Source organism: Rossellomorea sp. ABR4_012 (genome assembly GCF_056159545.1).
This window is the reverse complement of sequence record NZ_JBSWVK010000001.1, coordinates 372,403-390,581: the sequence shown is the minus strand read 5'-3', so window position 1 is coordinate 390,581 and position 18,179 is coordinate 372,403. Positions and strand designations below refer to the sequence as shown.

The window sequence follows — 18,179 nt, the reverse complement described above, 5'->3', positions numbered from 1 at the left end:
AGATTTATGACTGAATCAGTGTTCATTTAGACAAAAAAGCACCGCTAACAATATTTAAAGAAAAGAAATAGATTTTCTTCAAATACATCGTTAGCGGTGCTTCCGCATAGTTTAAGTTTTGTAACTCTTTATTAAAATTCCATTTGGTTAAAGAGTGTCTTTACTATTTTATGACATCCCTCTTAGTGTTAATAATCTCTGTTATTGCTCATCAGATAATACAATAAGTTTTGCATTGTGATTTCTTAGGAATGCTTGGAAATAAAGTACGTCCTTTACATCTCGACTAATTCTGGTTAAGCAGCTAACGAGAACAGTTTTAATCATTCCAATTTCTATTAAATATAAAAGATTCCGTAAGCCAGCTAATTCTCGCACAGGGGTGTTTCCTGATGCATGAGTATCTCCTATAATGCTCAATGACATGGAATTGTCCTTGTCAAACTTTTCCCCCATTAACCTTTGTAATTCTAAGGATTCCTTAGCGTTATTAGCTGAGCGAATATATAAGACACTCTCTACTTCGTTATTCATTGTGAGTTCATCCTTTCAGTAATCTACTGTTTTATCTGTGGAACCCGAAACCCTCAGATTAGAGGATCATCAACTGCAGGTTGAAGTGAGTTGGAATTTTGTTCATATATTATTATCTTCGAGCCTCCCTAGAATTTTTTTAAATACTCTTCCATAATTAGACCACGAACCCTTGGGAGGTTTTGATAATCATACTTGGTTTCCAGAAGGGGTTTAACCCTAGCATGATGAATTTGTACAAGTTGTTCCTTAGTTGCTACCCTTATATAGCCAACTGCTGGTTTAAGTTTTCTTGTTTCTGATAAAGAATTATACATTCGAATACCTCCTTACACCCTATGATAATTGGGGCTTGTTCTAATGGCGAACATAAGCGATAAATTTTTTAAAAGATTATTCAATACCGTTTAAAATTTCGGTTTTTTGACCATAAAGTAAATAACAAGTTCGATTTTACAACCGGAAAAGTATCCTTTTGTGGTTACTTCACCGATAGACCCTCTCCAAAATCCCTTGATATCAAGGGATTTTGGAGATAGGATGTTTTAGTTTATTTTTTCAATTTCAGGTCTTTCGGTTTTTCAGGCAGTTGCTTTAATAACTCTTCGGTTATTTGACCAGTGCTTGTTTCAATCTCAACGAAAGGGTTTAGCCTATAATTTATAGAGAGTGTGAAATCATTATCTCTACTATAAGATAACTGGATATCATCTATGAAAGTTAAGCACAATACCCTTAATTCATTATTTGATAACGAGGAAATATCTGCTTTTTTGAAATGAGAATATACCTCAAGCAATGCCATGTCATTGTTCAGTAAATCGATTTTTTCGATTGCCTGGTTAATTTTACGCTTTTCTTCATTTATTAAATCTTTAGAGCTCTTGAAGATAGTTGCAATGTATTCTTGATCTTCTTTTTGGCCTAGCATTCGTTCATTAAAGAGAATTCTCTCTTCCGTTTGTTCTACTGATTTTTTCCAAGCTCTTAATGTTTTCATCCAATCTGTTAGGGCAGACTTACTTTCGTCTATCATTTGATGCAGATTTGATGTCCATTTCTTTGACAGATCAGATTTTACTTCTTCATGAATGTCATCGGCGTTAATATTCATTTTGCAATTATGACATCGATACACTCGATATTTCCCTTCTTTGCCTTTAGGCGAATTGTCTTTTGTCCTGAACGCTGTGTTACATTGGCTGCAATATAAGAGGTTCCTAAGTAAAAATGGTGTCTCTAGTTTGCCGTATCTTTTCTTATAGCTTTTAACTTGTGTAACAACAGAAAACATGACAGGAGATATGATAGGATCATGTACATCTTTGAATGCCTCTAAATCTCCGTTATTTCTTTTATTCAAGGGTGATTGGATCTGCTTTACAGACCAACTAAGGTGACCTGCATATACAATATTCTTTAGGATGTAATCGATCGTACTGCTATGCCATTGGCTTATATGCTTTGTTTTAACATTCTCGGCATTTAATACATCTGCAATTTTCCCATTCGAATAGCCCCAAGATGCCATGTCAAATATCTTAGTAACAATTGGGGAATCAGCGTTTGGTATTAATAGACCTTCGACTAAATCATATCCAACCGGTGTTCTTGTACCTGGGCGGATTGGTTTGTCAGAATCATTATTTGCGATAATGCTGAGTTGTGCATCTTTTGCTCGCTTAGATTTTATATTGGATTCTTCAGCAGCAAAAACCAACTTTGCTTGGACTAGAGGATCGTTTGGATCCCATTCACCACTAGATGATTCAGAGCTATAGAATTTTATCTTTGGAAATTGTTCCTTAAGAGGAAGATAAATTTCACGCTGAAAGTCATAAATTTTGCGTGTTAAACGAGACTCATCATAGAAGAATATTGCATCTACTTCTTTTGCATCTTCGAGTAGTAACTGCATATTCTTTCGTTTAGATGCTCTCTTACGAAATCCACTTACAGCTTCATCGAATCTCCATCTAATGATTTCATAACCTTCTTGTTTCGCCTTCTCAGTGATCATTCTTTTTTGAATTTCTTCAGAATGATTATCTTTTTGCTTATTGTCTGAATTTCTCAAGTAACCTACAGCTGGTATAAGGTTTTTCACCACTTTTATCTAACTCCTTTCTCTTTGACTAATGAGTAAAGATCTACTTCAAAATAATCTTGATGAACCTTAACAACTTTAATCAGGAGCTCTATTAAAGTTTCTTTTTCGGTTTTTGTTAAACTTCCAAGAGCAGGTTGTACAATTTGAGAAATTGTTTTTATTTCATTTCTTAATGATTGTAATAACGTGATTTCATGATCTATTTCATCAATTTCAGCATGTGTTCTTTGAATTACCAGCTTCAACTTCTCGTGCTTGGAGTTAAAATTACTAGCTACAGACAACATGGATTTGTTAAGTAGATGTTCTTTATGTTGTTTACGATGAACCAGATTATCTGTTATTCCACGAAGGTGCATCTTAAAAATAGATTCATACTCTTCTATAACAAATAACTCTGTTTCTTTTATGATTGTTTCTTCAATAATCTTATTGAACTCATCTACTTCGACAACCACTTTCTTATGGCGGGAACTACATACAAAGTAAGAAGGTTTGTCCAGGAACTTTTTGAATACCATTTTTTTATTGCAAACTCCACAAATGGGGTTGAGTAACACCTTGTCTTTTGCTCGTGAAACTGTTTCCTGGTATTCGTCAATAAATTGATTAAGAATTGCCTGGACTTTTTCAAACAGCTTCAGTGAAATGAGTGCTTCTACATGGTTGAGTTCATCATAGCCATAATCAGTGAGACAGTACGCAGAGTAGAATGGCCTTTGTAAAATTTTCATTACGGTAGCATGTCCACTAAGCTTTTTTCCGTACTTAGCTAAGACATTAACAAACTCTTCTCTTGTTATAATCTGACTAAACTCTTCAAATAGCGATTTAATAACAATACTTCGATCATTATCCAGCAAGAATCGTACTTTTGTACGACCATTCTCTAGTGGTTCGTTAATGCGTTTGAAGCCAATGACTTCCCCTGGATATCTTTTAATGGCATCATGGCTACGTCTTCCGATGTTCTTAGCTTCCTGCTGACTGAATATCCCGTAGAAATTCTCAATACTGGAATTTTTGTTGAAGGGAGCTTCATTTGAAGCAGTATATACAACTTCTACACCAAAAATATTAACAAGTTCATTGAACTCAGAGGCTTCATAAAAGTTCCGTTGAACTCTGTCACGAGCATAAACAATAAGTAAAGCAACTCTGCCTTCTCTTATTAATTGTTGCAATTTCTTATAGGCAGGACGATTGTTTGCATCGTTTTTTGTTGCAGAAACACTAAAATCTTCGAGAAAGATCACATCATCCTCATTTATGTTTCTCGTCTTTAAAAACTTTTTTGCGGCATCTTTTTGTTCGCGTAAATTCTGCGAGCTTGAACTAACTCGCAAGTAGACGGCAACCAGTTTTCTCTGCAAAAATTATTTACCTCCTTTGTATCTGAATCTTTTATCAGCTGAGTGAAGAAGCTTTGCCTTAACAGAGCAATCAATGTCTAATTCATTGATTAACAGTTTTGTAACTAGCTTTTGCACCCACACAGCAGATTCTGCTGAAAGATCTTGTGAGTAAGTAATCTTCGTGATCCTTGATTTTGACATGTGTTCATCTCCTCCAAGTATTTGATATATCCATACTTGACAGGAGGTGTAAGGTTTATACTTCCTTTTCTTTTAGATTGCCTTTCGAGTCCGGTTCCATTAAGTCCAGCTTTAATTGAAAAGCCACCTGTGACTGTGCATCTTTATTGATGACTCTCGGAATAATAACCTTCTTTGGGCTTGATTGTGGGAAATCATATTTCTCAAAAGCCTTATTCACTATTCTCCCTCCTTGTGATATTCATAGAATGATAGGCTACTGTTTCAAGAACAAGAAAAGGACCGGATATCTTGTGTAGAACTTAATCTCCATAGGAAATTAAGATACACAAGATAAAACGGTCCTTCCGATTTATCTTTGTATTTTTTTGCTATTAACGATACGAATATATGACTTTTAGTTTCTACTTGCTCTATATTTTTTACCTGCTTTTATTCGATTTGACAACATAATACCTTCATACTTTATCATCAATGCCTTAAAGCCTTCTGAAAACATATCTCCAAGTATATCTTCATCTGTTGCTGTAAAAATCACCTTAACTTCATGTTTATCAATTAAATTGACTAATTGCAGATAGATATCCAAACTGGTTACCAACCGCTTACGATCATAAACGACTAAAGTACCAATTTCATCATTTTTAATTAAGTCAATCAGTTTTAATAGGTCGACTGGCTTGGAGAACCCCGAAACCCCTTCGTCCACAAAGTAGAACAAACCTTCTGGCTCAATGCCTTTCAGATGTGGGCTAGCAGCCTCAATTTGCAAAACAAAATTTTGCTTTTTTGAACTAGTTCTAGCATAAACGGCAGTTGCTTTACACTTCTTCATTTATTATTTCCTCCAATTTTTTGTAGTATAACTACTGCTGATACGTGTGCTTATTTACAGTCCATTACACTCCTCCTCTGTATGTAACAAAAAAAGCACGCAAGGAGACACAGCTACCAATCCGGATAGATTGATAGACTATGTAACCTAGCGTGCTTCGCTTATAGTTACTTTTTATTTGTTGAATTGACCTTATCATATACCAGGTACATTAGGATAGCAAATATAAGTACAAAAAGTTTTTGTGATTTTTTTAGCTTCTTCCATCTATTAACCTTAACTTTTATAAACCCTACCATCTCTAATACTATAAGAACATACTACTTGATTAATTAATTCATCACTTCTCTATGATTATTTGACTTTAAAAATTAAATTTCAATAGGTGGGATCAAACTCTTTAGGACTTTGTAGAAATGTAGATAATACATATTGGTTGGTATCGTCAATCTTATTCGCAAGCCCTAACAACTTCAGTCCATAGAAACTTTCCCCGTCTTGCTGATAGAGATATCCATTATTCCTTAAATACTCCCCTTTATCCCCTAACAATGCCTTAATGTCTTGTTTTTGAATATGAGAGTAAACAGATACTTTCACTATATATTCCTTACTTCTGTCAAGACGATCGGTTGTAAATTGAAACGAACCACTTTCGCTAGTACTAACTCTATCTTCCGAAATGAATTCTCCCTCTTTTTCTAACTGTTCTAAACTGATGATCGTTCCCTTTGGTAAATTACTCTGCCCCTTTATGACTATTTGGTTCGGGAAGTTATATACTTTTCCAGAGATATTGTAGTCAATTTTTGAAATATGATCAGAACTAGACTGAGAAGAATTAGATAATGGTTTTTGAGTAATAACATAATTCCCCACAATGGGAGTGAGGATTAATATGGTTATAAATATTGCTATATTATGCACCGCAGATTGGAGAATTCTTTTTTTCCACCTAGTTCGATGAACTTTTCTCCATACTGCTTGAAATTCAACCGACGACTTTTCATTTTCATTTACATAATTGAATAGCTTTTTAAGATTATCTTTTCTCATATAATCCCGCCTTGGTAAAATCAAATTCACCCTTTACTTCTAGTCGCCTCAATTGTTTAAGAGCCGTGTGTAACCTTGATTTCGCAGTACCTAAAGGAATCCCCAGAACATAGGAGCATTCTTTTAACGTGAGATCTGAGTAAAAATGAAGTATTATGATTTCTTTACTTTTCCAAGATAGAGAGTTGACAATTCTCCACAGTTCTTGAATCTCTTCCTCTTTTAAAAAATCACCTTCAACTGAATCAATTTGGTCATGTGCTACATCATCAGAAAAGAAAGAAAAACATTTTATTATCTTTTGTTTTTTGATTACCGTCTTAGCTACATTCATAGTGATGGTATATATCCATGGTTTAATTGGTCTAGTCTGGTCGTAAGTATCATATTTGCTTAAGAGTTTAATGAAAGTCTCTTGAGTTATGTCATCTGCCAAACTGCGTGATTTTGTTAAAAGTAAGGCAGTCCTAAATACATAATCTCCATACTCTTTGAAAATCCTTTCTGCTTTTTCCTCATCAATAAACAATGAACTTTTACTCCTCTCAAGGACTTTTTTGGCACAAGAATGCTTTGGTGATTTATGAAGTATGCATTTTATTATCTCTTCCTGCTATCAATGTAAATGAACCACCTGAAATCTCGTCCATTGAAATTTCTTTTTCTTGAGGAGTTTGATTATTCTTTTGTTCAAGGGCTTCAAGAGATTCTTTTAATCCTTTTTCTACTAGTCTAAATAAATATATTGTCAGAACAAAAGCTAAAGAAGGTCCTAATACAATCCATTGATCAAGCATCAACTCACGATATGAAAGGCCTATTAATCCGGACCACTCATTTGATAATGACAATGTTACACTGTCGGCAGAACTTATTCCATCCATAATTTTCAATGTTTTTACTTTTCCTATAAACATTTGGAAAACTCCTAAATGCACCAAAATCAACAAAGATTGAACGACTTGTTGCGTGAAAAGAATCAATAGCCTTGGTCTAAGATAATTCAAGATATGCTTTTTTATCAGCCAAGTTTTATTAGCGCCTAAAGACTGAGAGCACTTTATAAAGTCATTTTTCAGAAAGCCTCTTAATTCTGTTGCTAAGTAACCTGTTAGAGGGATGCCTCCAATAAAACCTAAAATTAATATTTGCTGAGTTATCAGACTTAATATTGGAATATCAGGATCCTGTTTAACGGTTATGAAAAAAATATAAGCTAGTATGACAGCAGGGATAAATCTAAAAGCTCTTATGAAAGCATGGATTAAAAAAGTGAAACGGTATAGAAACAAAACTAATAATACACTTCCAAAAAGACTTATTATTATCCTTACAACACTCACAATTAGAGCTACCATGATAGTGTATTTTGCTCCATCTATTACCTTCCATAAGATGTCTTCTCCGTAACGGTCAACCCCTAATGGATATTCTTTACTTGGTGGATAAGGAGGAACATCCACTATACGATGACCCTCCCCATAAATGGTATCCGGTGGCTGCGGTATTATCTTATGTAAAAATATTGAATATACTAAACTCAAAATTATTAGAAGGAGAATAAAGAAACACCCAAAGAACAACTTTTTATTCTTGAATAGTTTACTCACGCTTTATCTCCTCCTTGACCTGACACTCTTTTAGATATAAGTTCTCCTAAATATTCGATGAAATAAAACGGAATAAAAATAAAAAGTAGACATGCTGCGAGTACATCAGCTGAACTTAAGTGTCTAAACATAAAACTAAATATACCTTTCATATTAAAGATATATTCAGTAATTAAAAGGTTGGAAATGATTAACCACAGTATTAATTTAATATTTGAAAAAACAACTAAACAAACGTTTCGAAAAATATGAACTATTAATATTCTAATCTGACTTATCCCTTTGGATTTAGCAAATTCAACATAGGGCTTATTTTGTTCTTCTCCAATACTAAAGGTAGTCATCCGAAACAGTACAACCGAAGGAATGATTGATGTTACCAATATGGGGAGTAGATAAATGTTTTCCAGATACCCAATAGGATTAACTATAAGAATGGCAGACTTTTTAAAAATCCATATAATAAGTAACTGTATTGAAAATATCAATATAACATCTGGAATAGACTCAAAGAAGAATGCTATTTCTTTGGCCAGCTTTTGAATTTTTTTTGGTAGTAAAGCTACAATTAAAGAAATGCCAATCCCCATAACAATTGAAAGTAGAAACACGCAAATAAGAATCTTTGATGAGTAGAAGTAAGGATCCGCCAAAGCCTCTAAAAAATTTTGTGTTTTAAAATCTGATACTCTAATTTTTATTTCTGAAAGGTTTATTAAACTAATGATTAAATCTTTCAATTTCCGGAAAAATGTTTGAAACCAATTCGGCTTCAAAAATATAAGAAACGTTTTTGAGAAAGCTATGATTGAGATAATCATTAAGCAAGTGACCATTAGTTCTACTGTCATTTTTGCGGGTATTGCTAACCATTTATATCTTCTCATGAGAATTGAATAGCAAAATGGCTACTCATTATTCCTCCCCGCCACCTGTCATATTAGGATCCTCAAAGTGATCAAGTAGGAAAGTCCGCTGCCCTGTACTACCTTTGACAACCTTATAAATAAAGTCAAACATTTGGATGCCAGTATACTCATTTCCTTCTTTGCTATATTGAAATATACCAGTTGAGTTTTCGCTTATATTTTCACCTTTTACACCGTATATTTTTTTAATTTCTTCTGTTTGATCTTCTGGATGAAATGAAACGACTAATTTTTGATCCTCTTCTTTATTATCTCTAGAAAAATTCAAACCATAGTTTCCTTCTTCATCTACCTTAACGGTATTTTTTTGAAGCACAGTATCAGTTTCTAATTCTCTTAGTTCAATCTTAATCTCCGATCCACTCTCTAACTTGGTGGTTCCGTTCACTGATATATTATTGCCAACAGACTTAACATTACCTGATATTTCAACTTCCTTTTTTGGGGCTGCACAACCACTCGTTGAAATTAATAAGAATAAAATGACTAAGAATACATAGGGTTTATTCATAATTTCCTCCTTTAATAAATGTTAATTTCTAAATATGTAATCCAAAGCCCACCTCCAATTAATTACATTTTTGTATAATTACAGATATTACTCTAAAAACTCTAAATAGGTTCGGTGTTAAATGTAAATTTTGATAAAAAATATATTTTTTAGTCCATCACAAGAAACGTATTTTAACCCCTCTTTTAAACCAATACTGTTATAAACAGTTGAAGGAGAGATGAAATGAATGAAATTAAAAATGTAGCAATATACTGTCGTGTCAGCACAGAAGAACAAGCTAGTGAAGGATATAGTATATCTGCTCAGCTTCAGACTTTGCGACAGTATACATCACTATATGGGTGGCAGATTGCTGAAGAATATGTCGATGAAGGTATTAGTGGTAAAGATATTAAGGGCCGGCCTGCAATGCAACGACTTATAGCGGATGTCGATAAGGATAAATTCCAAGCCGTACTTGTATGGAAAATATCACGCCTTTCACGTAATATGTTGGACACCCTTGTCCTGCTAGATAAATTCGAAGAGTATGATATAAAGTTCATTTCCTACTCGGAGAATTTTGATACATCGAGTCCGATTGGAAAACTTGTCGTTCAACTGATGGCATCCATCGCTGAAATGGAAAGAAATACTTTATCAGAAAATGTGAAGCTCGGTATGACACAGAGGGCTAGAGAAGGTAGTTGGAATGGGGGAGTGGTTTTCGGATACGATTCTGTGGAAAAAGACCTTATTGTTAATCCTAAAGAAGCAGAAATTGTTCAACTGATCTTTACTTTATATGCTGAAGGCAGCGGTCTTAAGGCTATAGCTAATCACTTGAATAAAGCTCATTATAGGACAAAACGCGGTAAACACTTCTCGATTAATGGTATTGCCACAATATTAGATAATCCTATCTATAATGGTAAAATCAGATGGTTACAAGTTGAGAACTGGGATAAAAAGAGAAGGCGTGGTAAAAATGTTAACCCCATCCTAGTTGAAGGAAAACACGAAGCAATTATCTCCAATGAGCTTTGGAATATTGTTCAAGCACGAAGACAGAGTAAATCCTTTAAGCAGCGTCAGTCAAACGAACCTTTCCTTTTAAGTGGTATCCTGCGATGTCCTGATTGCGGTCACGGAATGGTTCCATCTATCACAACTTCTACAAAAAAAGATGGAGAGAAACGAAAACACCGCTATTATGTCTGTGGAGTTTTTCACAACAAAGGATCATCAGCTTGTAAAGCAAATTCGATTAGAGCCTACGATGCAGAAGATGCTGTCGTTAACCGTATAACAGCTTTCCTAAACGATTCAGACAGCTTTCATCAAACTTTAGAAAATATAAATAAAGACACAGTTCGGTCGAATGTGAAGTTAAAAGAGCAGTTAGAGAATATTGAAACAGAGCTTAAAGGAACCAGTGCCATTCAAGAAAAATATATGGAAGCATTTGAACAAAATCTCCTGCCTGTTTCCATGTTACAGGAACGGTTACAGAAGTTAACTAGTTCAAGGAATGACTTAGAACGAAAGAAAAATGAACTTAGTGTTCAACTAAGTTCATCAGATTCGAAAATAATTCCACCAGACGTGGTTAGACATTTATTAGAAGAGTATGTCCAAGCCTTTCAACAATCTCCAAGAGAAAAGAAAAAACAGCTTTTTCAGCTTCTGCTAAATAAGATCACAATTAAACGAGCCGATGGCCGTTCTCGGACCATTGATAAGATTGAACTTGATTTTGATTTTACTGAATTCAATCTGTCTAAGACATTTACACTTCTCCACATATTGTATATTGAATCGGATTATTCAGAGGAAAGTTCCTCAATTACTGATTCAAAAGACAAAATGCCACCTTATCTTCAACTTTTTTTGCCTCTATTTATGGTACGGTTCCCCCCGATTAATCCGAAACGCCCGATAAATCTGCTCAACCAAAATCAACCGCATCAACTGATGAGGAAACGTCATTTTAGAAAAAGAGAGGGTCTCATTCGACCTCTTCATTACCTCATCACTTAACCCGAGTGATCCGCCGATGACGAAGGCGACTTTGCTTTTTCCGTAGGTAGCGAGCTTGTCCAGGTTGTCGGCTAATTCTTCGGAAGAGCGCATTTTCCCTTCGATCGCGAGGGCGATGACATGGTGATCAGGTGAAATCTTGGACAGGATACGTTCTCCTTCTTTGTTCTTGACCTGCTCCATTTCTGAATCGCTCAACACTTCCGGCGCTTTTTCATCTGCAAGCTCGATAATGTCCAGCTTGGCATACGCTCCGAGCCGCTTTACATATTCGCTGATTCCTTGCTTTAAGTATTTTTCTTTCAGTTTACCAACCGTTACAATCGTGATATTCACACTTCATCCTCACTTTACAAACAATTTACAAACACATTATCCACAGAACTTATCCACATATCCACACCAACCATCCACATACTGTATGAGAATATTAGTTCGCCACAATATATATTGCGTTATTCCCACAATATTCACAGGTTGTGGATAACTGTTCTTCTTTGGACAACTCTTTCAAGTCTGGCGCTACTTCATGCTCGTCTACAATGATATCCATGGCTAGCTCCACGTGCTCTAAACAGCAGTAAATCACAGCGGATTCCTCCTTGTTTTTTAATTTTTAAATACTCACATTATTTATCCACAGGTTATCATATCACGTAAAGAAAAAGCAGGAAAGGTGCTTTTCCCCTCCTGCTTTTTACTTATCCACAACGATTCATTATAAACGTGATTCATCCGTCAATTGCATCGTAAGTTCTTGCTGTTCTCCGTTGCGATAGTATGTTACGTTCATTTGGTCATTTACATCTTTTTTATTGTAAAGATGCTTTCGCAAATCGATCAGGCTTTCGATTTTCTCACCATCCAGCTCCACGATGACATCCATCTCTTGAAGACCAGCTTGTGCAGCAGGAGAATTCGGAACCACCTGTCTGATCATGACACCGTAATTGACTTCTTTCGGAAGCTTTAATGTCTCCTGCTGGTGATAAGCGGAAATACGGTTCACATCTTCAAGCATTACACCCATGGCAGGTCGTTTCACTTCTCCGTACTGTTCGAGATCTTCGATGATCGGCTTCGCGTAATTGATTGGAATTGCAAGTCCGATCCCTTCTACAGCTTCCTGGGCGATCTTCATGGAATTGATCCCAATCAACTGACCGGAAATATTAATCAAGGCACCCCCGCTGTTACCAGGGTTGATGGCTGCATCTGTTTGCAGGACTTCGGCGTTCCAGTCTTCCATCCCGTCCTGATTGATATCGACAGGGATGGTTCTTTCCACTCCTGACACCACTCCTTGTGTCACTGAACCGGAGAACTGAAGACCCAGCGGATTCCCGATCGCAATGACCGGTTCACCGGCTTTCAGTTCGTCTGAATTGCCGATTTCGGCAACACTGTCTTTATCAATGTTGCTTCCATCCATCTCGAGGACGGCAAGGTCTGTCCAAACATCCGCACCACGGAGAGTCGCCGGCACCTTCGTTCCATCGGACAAAGTCACTTCCAGCTGGTCAGCACCTTCTATAACGTGGTTATTGGTTGCGATATAGGCTTTATTCCCCTCTATTTTATAAATGACTCCTGAGCCTGTCCCAGCCTGCTGGTCCTGGGATTCACTCTGTCCCCAGAAACTTTGGGATCGGATATTTGAAATCCCTACGACAGAGTCACTGGATTTCTCCACTGCCTTTGTCACATCCGTCGTGACGTCCAGCGAAACATTCTTCGTAGTGCCATTGTGATATTCTTCGTCAGTCTCCTTCAAATCCTGATCAGGCTGGATTGAATATGGTAATACATTCAGATTATGTAACTGAGGAATCGCGATAATCATCAAAATTGCCCCGAGGATCGCACCAAGCAGCCCCGCAAGGAACATACCGCCCCGGTTGCCTTTTTGTTTGATTCTGCCTTCTCTATTATAATCCTGATCATCATAATATCCCATCTACCATCATCCTTTCATCAGATATACCTTTTGTTATTTTATCTTTACAAGCCTGATTATAGTCAGGTTTAATTAAAAAATGATGAAAATTTCGTTATGTATTGAGGACTCTTTTTAAAATCACTTAATAACCAGCTTAAACACCGCAGTTGATTTCTTATTAATAAGCCAAATTATCATTTTTTCAAAAAATAAAAAGGCAAAAGCCATAGCAGCCTTCACCTTTTTATGTTCCTCTAAATTTATCCATTTAAACATATAAATGGGTCAGATGGCTACTAGTGACGTCGGGACTTTGGGGTCTGTGTCGAACAGGTCGATTTGTTCGCCTACTCCTATTCCTTTTGACTCCAGTGTCTGTGTCACACTCATCCGTGCCAGGTCTTTCATGTTGTTGTCGAGGCTCAGGTGGGCAAGATAGATTCCCTTTGTCCTGTCACCGATCACTTCACTCATGGCAATTGCTGCGTCTTCATTTGAAACGTGTCCTACGTCACTAAGAATACGACGCTTGATGTTCCATGGGTAACGGCACATCCGTAGCATGCCGACATCATGGTTGCTTTCGAATACGTACGCATCGGCATTCGAGATGATGCCTTTCATCCGGTCGCTGACATAGCCTGTATCCGTGACGAGGACCAGTTTCTTTTCACCTTGATGGAACACATAAAACATCGGCTCAGCGGCATCATGGGAGACACCGAAAGACTCGATGCTCAATCCGCCAAAATGCTTGGCCGTTTCCATATCGAACGTGAATTTCTGTTCGGTATCGATTTTCCCCACGAGGCCATCCATCGCATTCCACGTCTTCTCATTCGCATAGACCGGGAGCTTGTACTTTCTGGCAAGAACGCCAAGCCCTTTAATATGGTCACTATGCTCATGAGTGACAAGAATGCCGGACAAATCTTCAATTTTACGATCAATCTGACTGAACAACCCTTCCATCGCCTTGCCGCTAAGGCCCGCATCTACAAGGAAGGAGTGCTCTTCCGATTCAACAAATATCGCATTTCCTGTACTGCCGCTCGCAAGTACACTAAAATGCATGGTCATACCTCTCACTCCAGTAGTTCTTTCTCTTTTTTTGAAAACTCGATCATGTTTCCGTCAAATGCATTAAAGTAAAGATCGTGCTTTTTGTCTTCTCTTTCAACAATGAATTTCCAGGTCGGTGTAAGGACCTGATAGTCCGAAATCGGCACATCAGTAGAATAGCCGGGTTTGAAACTTACAATCTTACTGTCCGGTTCAATTTGATTGCTGTCAGCAAGTATCTGCAATGACTCCAAAGGAGTAATGATGCGTCTTTTTTCACCAAATGCCTTTATATCTTCCAGCATCGTCTGTTTATAGGATACAATTTCATTCTCGTTATTGAGTTCAAATACAATTTCTGCACTGCCATTATGGAATAAAGGCTTCTCATTATAGGTTTGATTATAACTGATCGTTTGATTTTCTTTGTTATAATCTCTGAAAGCATATTGATCTCCATCAATCGTATACTCGTCCATGAACCCTTTCAATTTTTCCTGCAACTCATCTTCCGAAATCTTTTCACCTAAAGAGTAGGGCTCATCAAGCGTGGAATACAGCGTATTATCATTCAGGATTCTCACTTCCTGATTTTTAAGGCTCTCTTTATCATCATCTGTAAACTTCCTGGTCTTCGCGCTGATATTCGTTTCACTGATGGTTTCTTTCGATGACGATAAGTCAGCCGGATACGTGATGTTATAGGACTCCAGCGACTGTTGAGTATTCGTATCCGCTAAAATCTCGGGTTCTGAGATTTTTTTAATGAATATGGATAAAAGAAAGATATTCAGGATTAAGAAAACAACAATGAAGATCGTTTTCGTTTTACTCCAGTCCATTTATACCCCCTCCAATTCTTCAAGAGGCAGGCGTAACCAATTGCCGCTGTATTTATAATACCACGAAGGTTTTAAATCATATAAAAGCATATCGGGAAAATTCATATCCCTCGTTAATTTATATCCGACCGCAATATCTTCAACATAGTCCAGGTTGATCATCTTGCTTCCCTCCAGAGCCTGCTGGACCGTATATCCTGAAGGCAGCCTGATCTGATCAGGTTTCGAAAACATGGAATAGTCTTGCCCTAGTTGGAAGTATGGACGCTGATATTTGTGAATCACATCTGCACCCCATACCTGGGAGATTTCAGTTGTCCCGGCGATATCACTGAACACAGGAAAGTTTAATAGAAACATCCGATATTCGACTTTACTTTCTTCAGGGCTGATCGAAAACAGCTTAAATTGGTCGGTCCAGCCCCCGTGTTCATTGACGAACTCGATACTGTTGCGGACCAGTTGTTCATCCGAAATGTCCGGGTCCGGATCCACCCCGGGATTGACGAATGAAAGAGAGTTATAATTCGTATTCACTTTCATCAAGCTGGAGGAATCCCTATAGATTTCCTCTGAATCCGTTGTATTTCGGCTGACATTGATTGGATCTTTAAACAATGCCTTCATGAAATCTTCTGCATCCAAGATCTCTGTACGGTAGTTATAGCTGTAATACTCATCTTCTTTCATTGGAAGAAGTAGTGTCTTCCTTGCATTCACTTTAAACTTAAAGTATTCGCGGAAGTTTTCATTATATAAGGCCCTCTGTACAAACATATCCTGCAAGGATTCCATTTTTTCAATATCGACCTTGCTCTCAACGACATACTTCCTGTCTTCTTCTCCATATAAAACAAAATAGACTATGCCGCTATCCCTCTTTTTCGTATTCATATCGAACACGATACGGTTAAAAGAAGTCTTTGGTAGATTACCCTCATCAAATTTAATGACTTGCTTGTAAACAGAAAGAGGGAGGTTATCCGGAAACACCAATTCTATCTTACCTGGGCTGTGAACCAGCTCCTCTATTTCATTATGGGAAAACTGATTGCTGACGTCCTTTGCATCGGATAACCGCCAGCTGCTCATTTGCTCCAATACCTTATCGATTTCATTTTCATTCGGGCTTCCTGAGATCTGATCGTCATGATAATAGAAGACTTTGTAAGGCTCGATCAATTCCAGCTCTTTTCTTTCATCCCCGATGGATACATCAAAAGCCTCGGTACTTTCAATCACATCGTATTCAGGTTGATAGGTCCATAGATTCCACGTAAGGAAAATACTCATGGCCACAAGCAGCGTTAATAAAATGGATTTTATTTTTTCATAATTCATGACCAATCATCCTCTTGTGCGGAATCGTATGGGAGTGTAAACGTGATTGTCGTTCCTTTCCCGTCTACACTAGTCGCCCATATATCACCACCGTGTGCTGATATCATTTCTTTCGCGATCGCAAGCCCAAGCCCAGTACCGCCCATCTGTCTGGAACGGGCCTTATCTACGCGGTAGAATCGTTCAAAAATCTTCTCCAGGTTCTCTTTCGGGATACCGAGCCCCTGATCCGATACACTGATTTCAATGAATCCATTGTTTTCTTTCACATGGAACGTAATCGTGCCGCCCTCAGGTGAATACTTCAACGCATTCGAGATAATATTATCCAATACCTGAGTGATTTTATCCTGATCAATTTCTACAAACATCGCCTCATCAGGCAAATAACGTTCAAAAGTGACATTTAGATTCTTCGTCATATCAAAGCGGTCGATGATCCGATGGAAAAATAGGATAAAATCGATCCAATCTTTATTAAATCGATAGTCTTTGCTGTCCATCTTTGATAATTGCAGGAGATCGTTTACAAGGCGGATCATCCGTTCCGTCTCGGTCTGCGTGACATTTAAAAATTGCGGTGCAATCTCTTCATCCTGCCATGCACCCTCGGCCAATGCCTCTAAATAACTTCGCATCGTCGTCAGAGGGGTTCGTAATTCATGGGACACGTTCGCAACGAATTCCCGTCTTTCCAGGTCGATCTTTTCCTGCTCCGTAATATCATGAAGCACCGTGATCAACCCGTTCACGAAACCGGTTTCCTTTTGAATGATCGAGAAATTAGCCCTCAAAATATAAGGCTTCTCCTTTGTGCTATAATCCAGAATGATAGAATCCTGCTCATTCGAGAGGTCTTCGAACGTGTATTCTTCATCCAGCCCCAGGAGTGCAACGATCGGCTGGGAAAGCACTGTTTCACGTGAAACATTCAGCATTTCAACCGCCGGGTCGTTAATCAGGATCACCCGTCCTTTTCGATCCGTCGCGATGACCCCATCCGTCATGTAGGAAAGGACGGAAGAAAGCTTTCTTCTTTCCCCTTCGGTCGTAGCTTGGGCTTCCTGCAGTCTCTTCGTCAGGTTGTTGAAGGTCATCGCCAGCTGACCGATTTCATCATAGCCGTAGACCTTTACTTTCCGTGAAAAGTTTCCTTTAGCCATCGCAAGCGCATGTTTTCTCATATCCGATATCGGCCTTGTGATGGTTTGCGCCAGTAAGACACCCAGGATGGCTGTAATGGCAAGGGCAATCAGGGTTCCATTCGTGAAAATCTTATTGATTTCATTCATCTGGTTATACACATTTTCAATTTTGGCGACAAGATATATCGCACCGATCACTTCTTCAGACGTCATAATCGGGGAAGTCAGGACCCACACCCGGTCTCCGGTTTGTTTATCGATGAAAATATTATCATAAGTCCCTCCGCCGGCAAGGACCCGTTTGACAGAGATTTCATTCGTCGGCCGCCCCACCAGCGCCTGGTTGTTTTCATCCGAGGTGCCTATGATCCTGCTTCGATCATCCACTACACGTATCTCATAAATATCAGAAGTGGGTTCATCACTGTCTTCCAATAGATTCTTAATTTCACTTTCCTTCGTGGGATCATCCTCTGTACGGTCCTTGACCATCTCTTCACGGACCGAATATTCGAGCAGATCCACCCTGCTTTTTATGCTGGTCTGAAAGTTTTCAACCAGCTTATTCTCCAATTCCCTTACAAAATAGACCCCAATGATCTGCATCGCCAGGAGAATCAGGAGCACATAAATCATGACAAATTTAAGATGGATCGAACGCGTTAAACCAACTTTCTTCATTCAACC

The 18,179-nt window shown here is 37.8% G+C and carries 19 protein-coding genes and 1 pseudogene; 1 reads left to right on the top strand and 19 read right to left on the bottom strand.

Going from position 1 to position 18,179, the window contains the following annotated elements; translation table 11 throughout:
• Positions 1 to 201 precede the first annotated feature (201 nt).
• The 12 genes from ACXAFV_RS02050 to ACXAFV_RS01995 form a co-directional block, all read right to left on the bottom strand.
• Positions 202 to 534 carry a recombinase family protein gene (locus ACXAFV_RS02050; protein ID WP_475124092.1) on the bottom strand — a complete coding sequence of 111 codons (333 nt, stop codon included), beginning with the start codon at positions 532 to 534 and terminating at the stop codon, positions 202 to 204.
• Between the two features lie 128 nt (positions 535 to 662).
• Positions 663 to 851, bottom strand: coding sequence for a hypothetical protein (locus ACXAFV_RS02045; protein ID WP_475124091.1), 189 nt, complete (start codon positions 849 to 851; stop codon positions 663 to 665).
• Between the two features lie 233 nt (positions 852 to 1,084).
• Positions 1,085 to 2,644: a recombinase family protein gene (locus tag ACXAFV_RS02040; protein ID WP_475124090.1), complete on the bottom strand. Its 1,560-nt coding sequence runs from the start codon at positions 2,642 to 2,644 to the stop codon at positions 1,085 to 1,087.
• 2 nt (positions 2,645 to 2,646) lie between these two features.
• On the bottom strand, positions 2,647 to 4,017 hold the full coding sequence (locus ACXAFV_RS02035; RefSeq protein WP_475124088.1) for a recombinase family protein: 1,371 nt from the start codon (positions 4,015 to 4,017) through the stop codon (positions 2,647 to 2,649).
• 3 nt (positions 4,018 to 4,020) lie between these two features.
• Positions 4,021 to 4,200 carry a hypothetical protein gene (locus ACXAFV_RS02030; protein ID WP_475124087.1) on the bottom strand — a complete coding sequence of 60 codons (180 nt, stop codon included), beginning with the start codon at positions 4,198 to 4,200 and terminating at the stop codon, positions 4,021 to 4,023.
• A 55-nt stretch (positions 4,201 to 4,255) separates the two neighbouring features.
• Positions 4,256 to 4,420, bottom strand: coding sequence for a hypothetical protein (locus ACXAFV_RS02025; protein WP_475124085.1), 165 nt, complete (start codon positions 4,418 to 4,420; stop codon positions 4,256 to 4,258).
• A 177-nt stretch (positions 4,421 to 4,597) separates the two neighbouring features.
• Positions 4,598 to 5,035: a recombinase family protein gene (locus ACXAFV_RS02020; RefSeq protein WP_475124084.1), complete on the bottom strand. Its 438-nt coding sequence runs from the start codon at positions 5,033 to 5,035 to the stop codon at positions 4,598 to 4,600.
• Between the two features lie 378 nt (positions 5,036 to 5,413).
• Complete coding sequence (locus tag ACXAFV_RS02015) at positions 5,414 to 6,091, bottom strand: hypothetical protein (protein ID WP_475124082.1); 678 nt, start codon at positions 6,089 to 6,091, stop codon at positions 5,414 to 5,416.
• On the bottom strand, positions 6,078 to 6,620 hold the full coding sequence (locus tag ACXAFV_RS02010) for an RNA polymerase sigma factor (protein ID WP_475124081.1): 543 nt from the start codon (positions 6,618 to 6,620) through the stop codon (positions 6,078 to 6,080). Before ACXAFV_RS02010 ends, ACXAFV_RS02015 begins: the two co-directional genes overlap by 14 nt.
• A gap of 52 nt (positions 6,621 to 6,672) precedes the next feature.
• Positions 6,673 to 7,701: an ABC transporter permease gene (locus ACXAFV_RS02005; RefSeq protein WP_475124080.1), complete on the bottom strand. Its 1,029-nt coding sequence runs from the start codon at positions 7,699 to 7,701 to the stop codon at positions 6,673 to 6,675.
• Entirely contained in the window at positions 7,698 to 8,441 is a 744-nt protein-coding gene (locus ACXAFV_RS02000) for an ABC transporter permease subunit (protein WP_475124078.1), read from the bottom strand. The genes ACXAFV_RS02005 and ACXAFV_RS02000 overlap by 4 nt, the downstream gene beginning before the upstream one ends.
• A 175-nt stretch (positions 8,442 to 8,616) precedes the next feature.
• Complete coding sequence (locus tag ACXAFV_RS01995; RefSeq protein ID WP_475124076.1) at positions 8,617 to 9,141, bottom strand: hypothetical protein; 525 nt, start codon at positions 9,139 to 9,141, stop codon at positions 8,617 to 8,619.
• Between the two features lie 225 nt (positions 9,142 to 9,366).
• Here ACXAFV_RS01995 and ACXAFV_RS01990 point away from each other — a divergent pair.
• A pseudogene (locus tag ACXAFV_RS01990) lies at positions 9,367 to 10,419 on the top strand (recombinase family protein); the annotation flags it as partial.
• Between the two features lie 600 nt (positions 10,420 to 11,019).
• On the opposite strand, the gene rlmH reads toward ACXAFV_RS01990, so the two are convergent.
• From rlmH to walK, 7 genes are all read right to left on the bottom strand, one after another.
• On the bottom strand, positions 11,020 to 11,499 hold the full coding sequence (gene rlmH / locus ACXAFV_RS01985; protein WP_475124074.1) for a 23S rRNA (pseudouridine(1915)-N(3))-methyltransferase RlmH: 480 nt from the start codon (positions 11,497 to 11,499) through the stop codon (positions 11,020 to 11,022).
• A gap of 94 nt (positions 11,500 to 11,593) precedes the next feature.
• A complete protein-coding gene (locus ACXAFV_RS01980; RefSeq protein WP_341982018.1) occupies positions 11,594 to 11,752 on the bottom strand; it encodes a CxxH/CxxC protein in 159 nt (52 codons plus the stop codon).
• A 129-nt stretch (positions 11,753 to 11,881) separates the two neighbouring features.
• The gene (locus ACXAFV_RS01975; RefSeq protein WP_475124073.1) at positions 11,882 to 13,120 is read right to left on the bottom strand and encodes a S1C family serine protease; all 1,239 of its coding nucleotides are present in this window, start codon (positions 13,118 to 13,120) and stop codon (positions 11,882 to 11,884) included.
• A 267-nt stretch (positions 13,121 to 13,387) separates the two neighbouring features.
• A complete protein-coding gene (locus tag ACXAFV_RS01970) occupies positions 13,388 to 14,182 on the bottom strand; it encodes an MBL fold metallo-hydrolase (protein WP_475124071.1) in 795 nt (264 codons plus the stop codon).
• 5 nt (positions 14,183 to 14,187) lie between these two features.
• Entirely contained in the window at positions 14,188 to 15,006 is an 819-nt protein-coding gene (locus ACXAFV_RS01965) for a two-component system regulatory protein YycI (RefSeq protein WP_475124069.1), read from the bottom strand.
• Positions 15,007 to 16,347: a YycH family regulatory protein gene (locus tag ACXAFV_RS01960; RefSeq protein ID WP_475124067.1), complete on the bottom strand. Its 1,341-nt coding sequence runs from the start codon at positions 16,345 to 16,347 to the stop codon at positions 15,007 to 15,009.
• A complete protein-coding gene (gene walK / locus ACXAFV_RS01955; protein WP_475124066.1) occupies positions 16,344 to 18,173 on the bottom strand; it encodes a cell wall metabolism sensor histidine kinase WalK in 1,830 nt (609 codons plus the stop codon). Before walK ends, ACXAFV_RS01960 begins: the two co-directional genes overlap by 4 nt.
• Positions 18,174 to 18,179 lie beyond the last annotated feature (6 nt).

What these genes read in the sequence shown, in the direction of transcription:
- ACXAFV_RS01975 (WP_475124073.1), bottom strand. Translation starts at nt 13,120, where the DNA reads ATGGGATATTATGATGATCAGGATTATAATAGAGAAGGCAGAATCAAA.
- ACXAFV_RS02015 (WP_475124082.1), bottom strand. Translation starts at nt 6,091, where the DNA reads ATGAGAAAAGATAATCTTAAAAAGCTATTCAATTATGTAAATGAAAAT.
- ACXAFV_RS02045 (WP_475124091.1), bottom strand. Translation starts at nt 851, where the DNA reads ATGTATAATTCTTTATCAGAAACAAGAAAACTTAAACCAGCAGTTGGC.
- ACXAFV_RS01995 (WP_475124076.1), bottom strand. Translation starts at nt 9,141, where the DNA reads ATGAATAAACCCTATGTATTCTTAGTCATTTTATTCTTATTAATTTCA.
- ACXAFV_RS02030 (WP_475124087.1), bottom strand. Translation starts at nt 4,200, where the DNA reads ATGTCAAAATCAAGGATCACGAAGATTACTTACTCACAAGATCTTTCA.
- ACXAFV_RS01970 (WP_475124071.1), bottom strand. Translation starts at nt 14,182, where the DNA reads ATGACCATGCATTTTAGTGTACTTGCGAGCGGCAGTACAGGAAATGCG.
- ACXAFV_RS02050 (WP_475124092.1), bottom strand. Translation starts at nt 534, where the DNA reads ATGAATAACGAAGTAGAGAGTGTCTTATATATTCGCTCAGCTAATAAC.
- ACXAFV_RS01965 (WP_475124069.1), bottom strand. Translation starts at nt 15,006, where the DNA reads ATGGACTGGAGTAAAACGAAAACGATCTTCATTGTTGTTTTCTTAATC.
- walK (WP_475124066.1), bottom strand. Translation starts at nt 18,173, where the DNA reads ATGAAGAAAGTTGGTTTAACGCGTTCGATCCATCTTAAATTTGTCATG.
- ACXAFV_RS01960 (WP_475124067.1), bottom strand. Translation starts at nt 16,347, where the DNA reads ATGAATTATGAAAAAATAAAATCCATTTTATTAACGCTGCTTGTGGCC.
- ACXAFV_RS02020 (WP_475124084.1), bottom strand. Translation starts at nt 5,035, where the DNA reads ATGAAGAAGTGTAAAGCAACTGCCGTTTATGCTAGAACTAGTTCAAAA.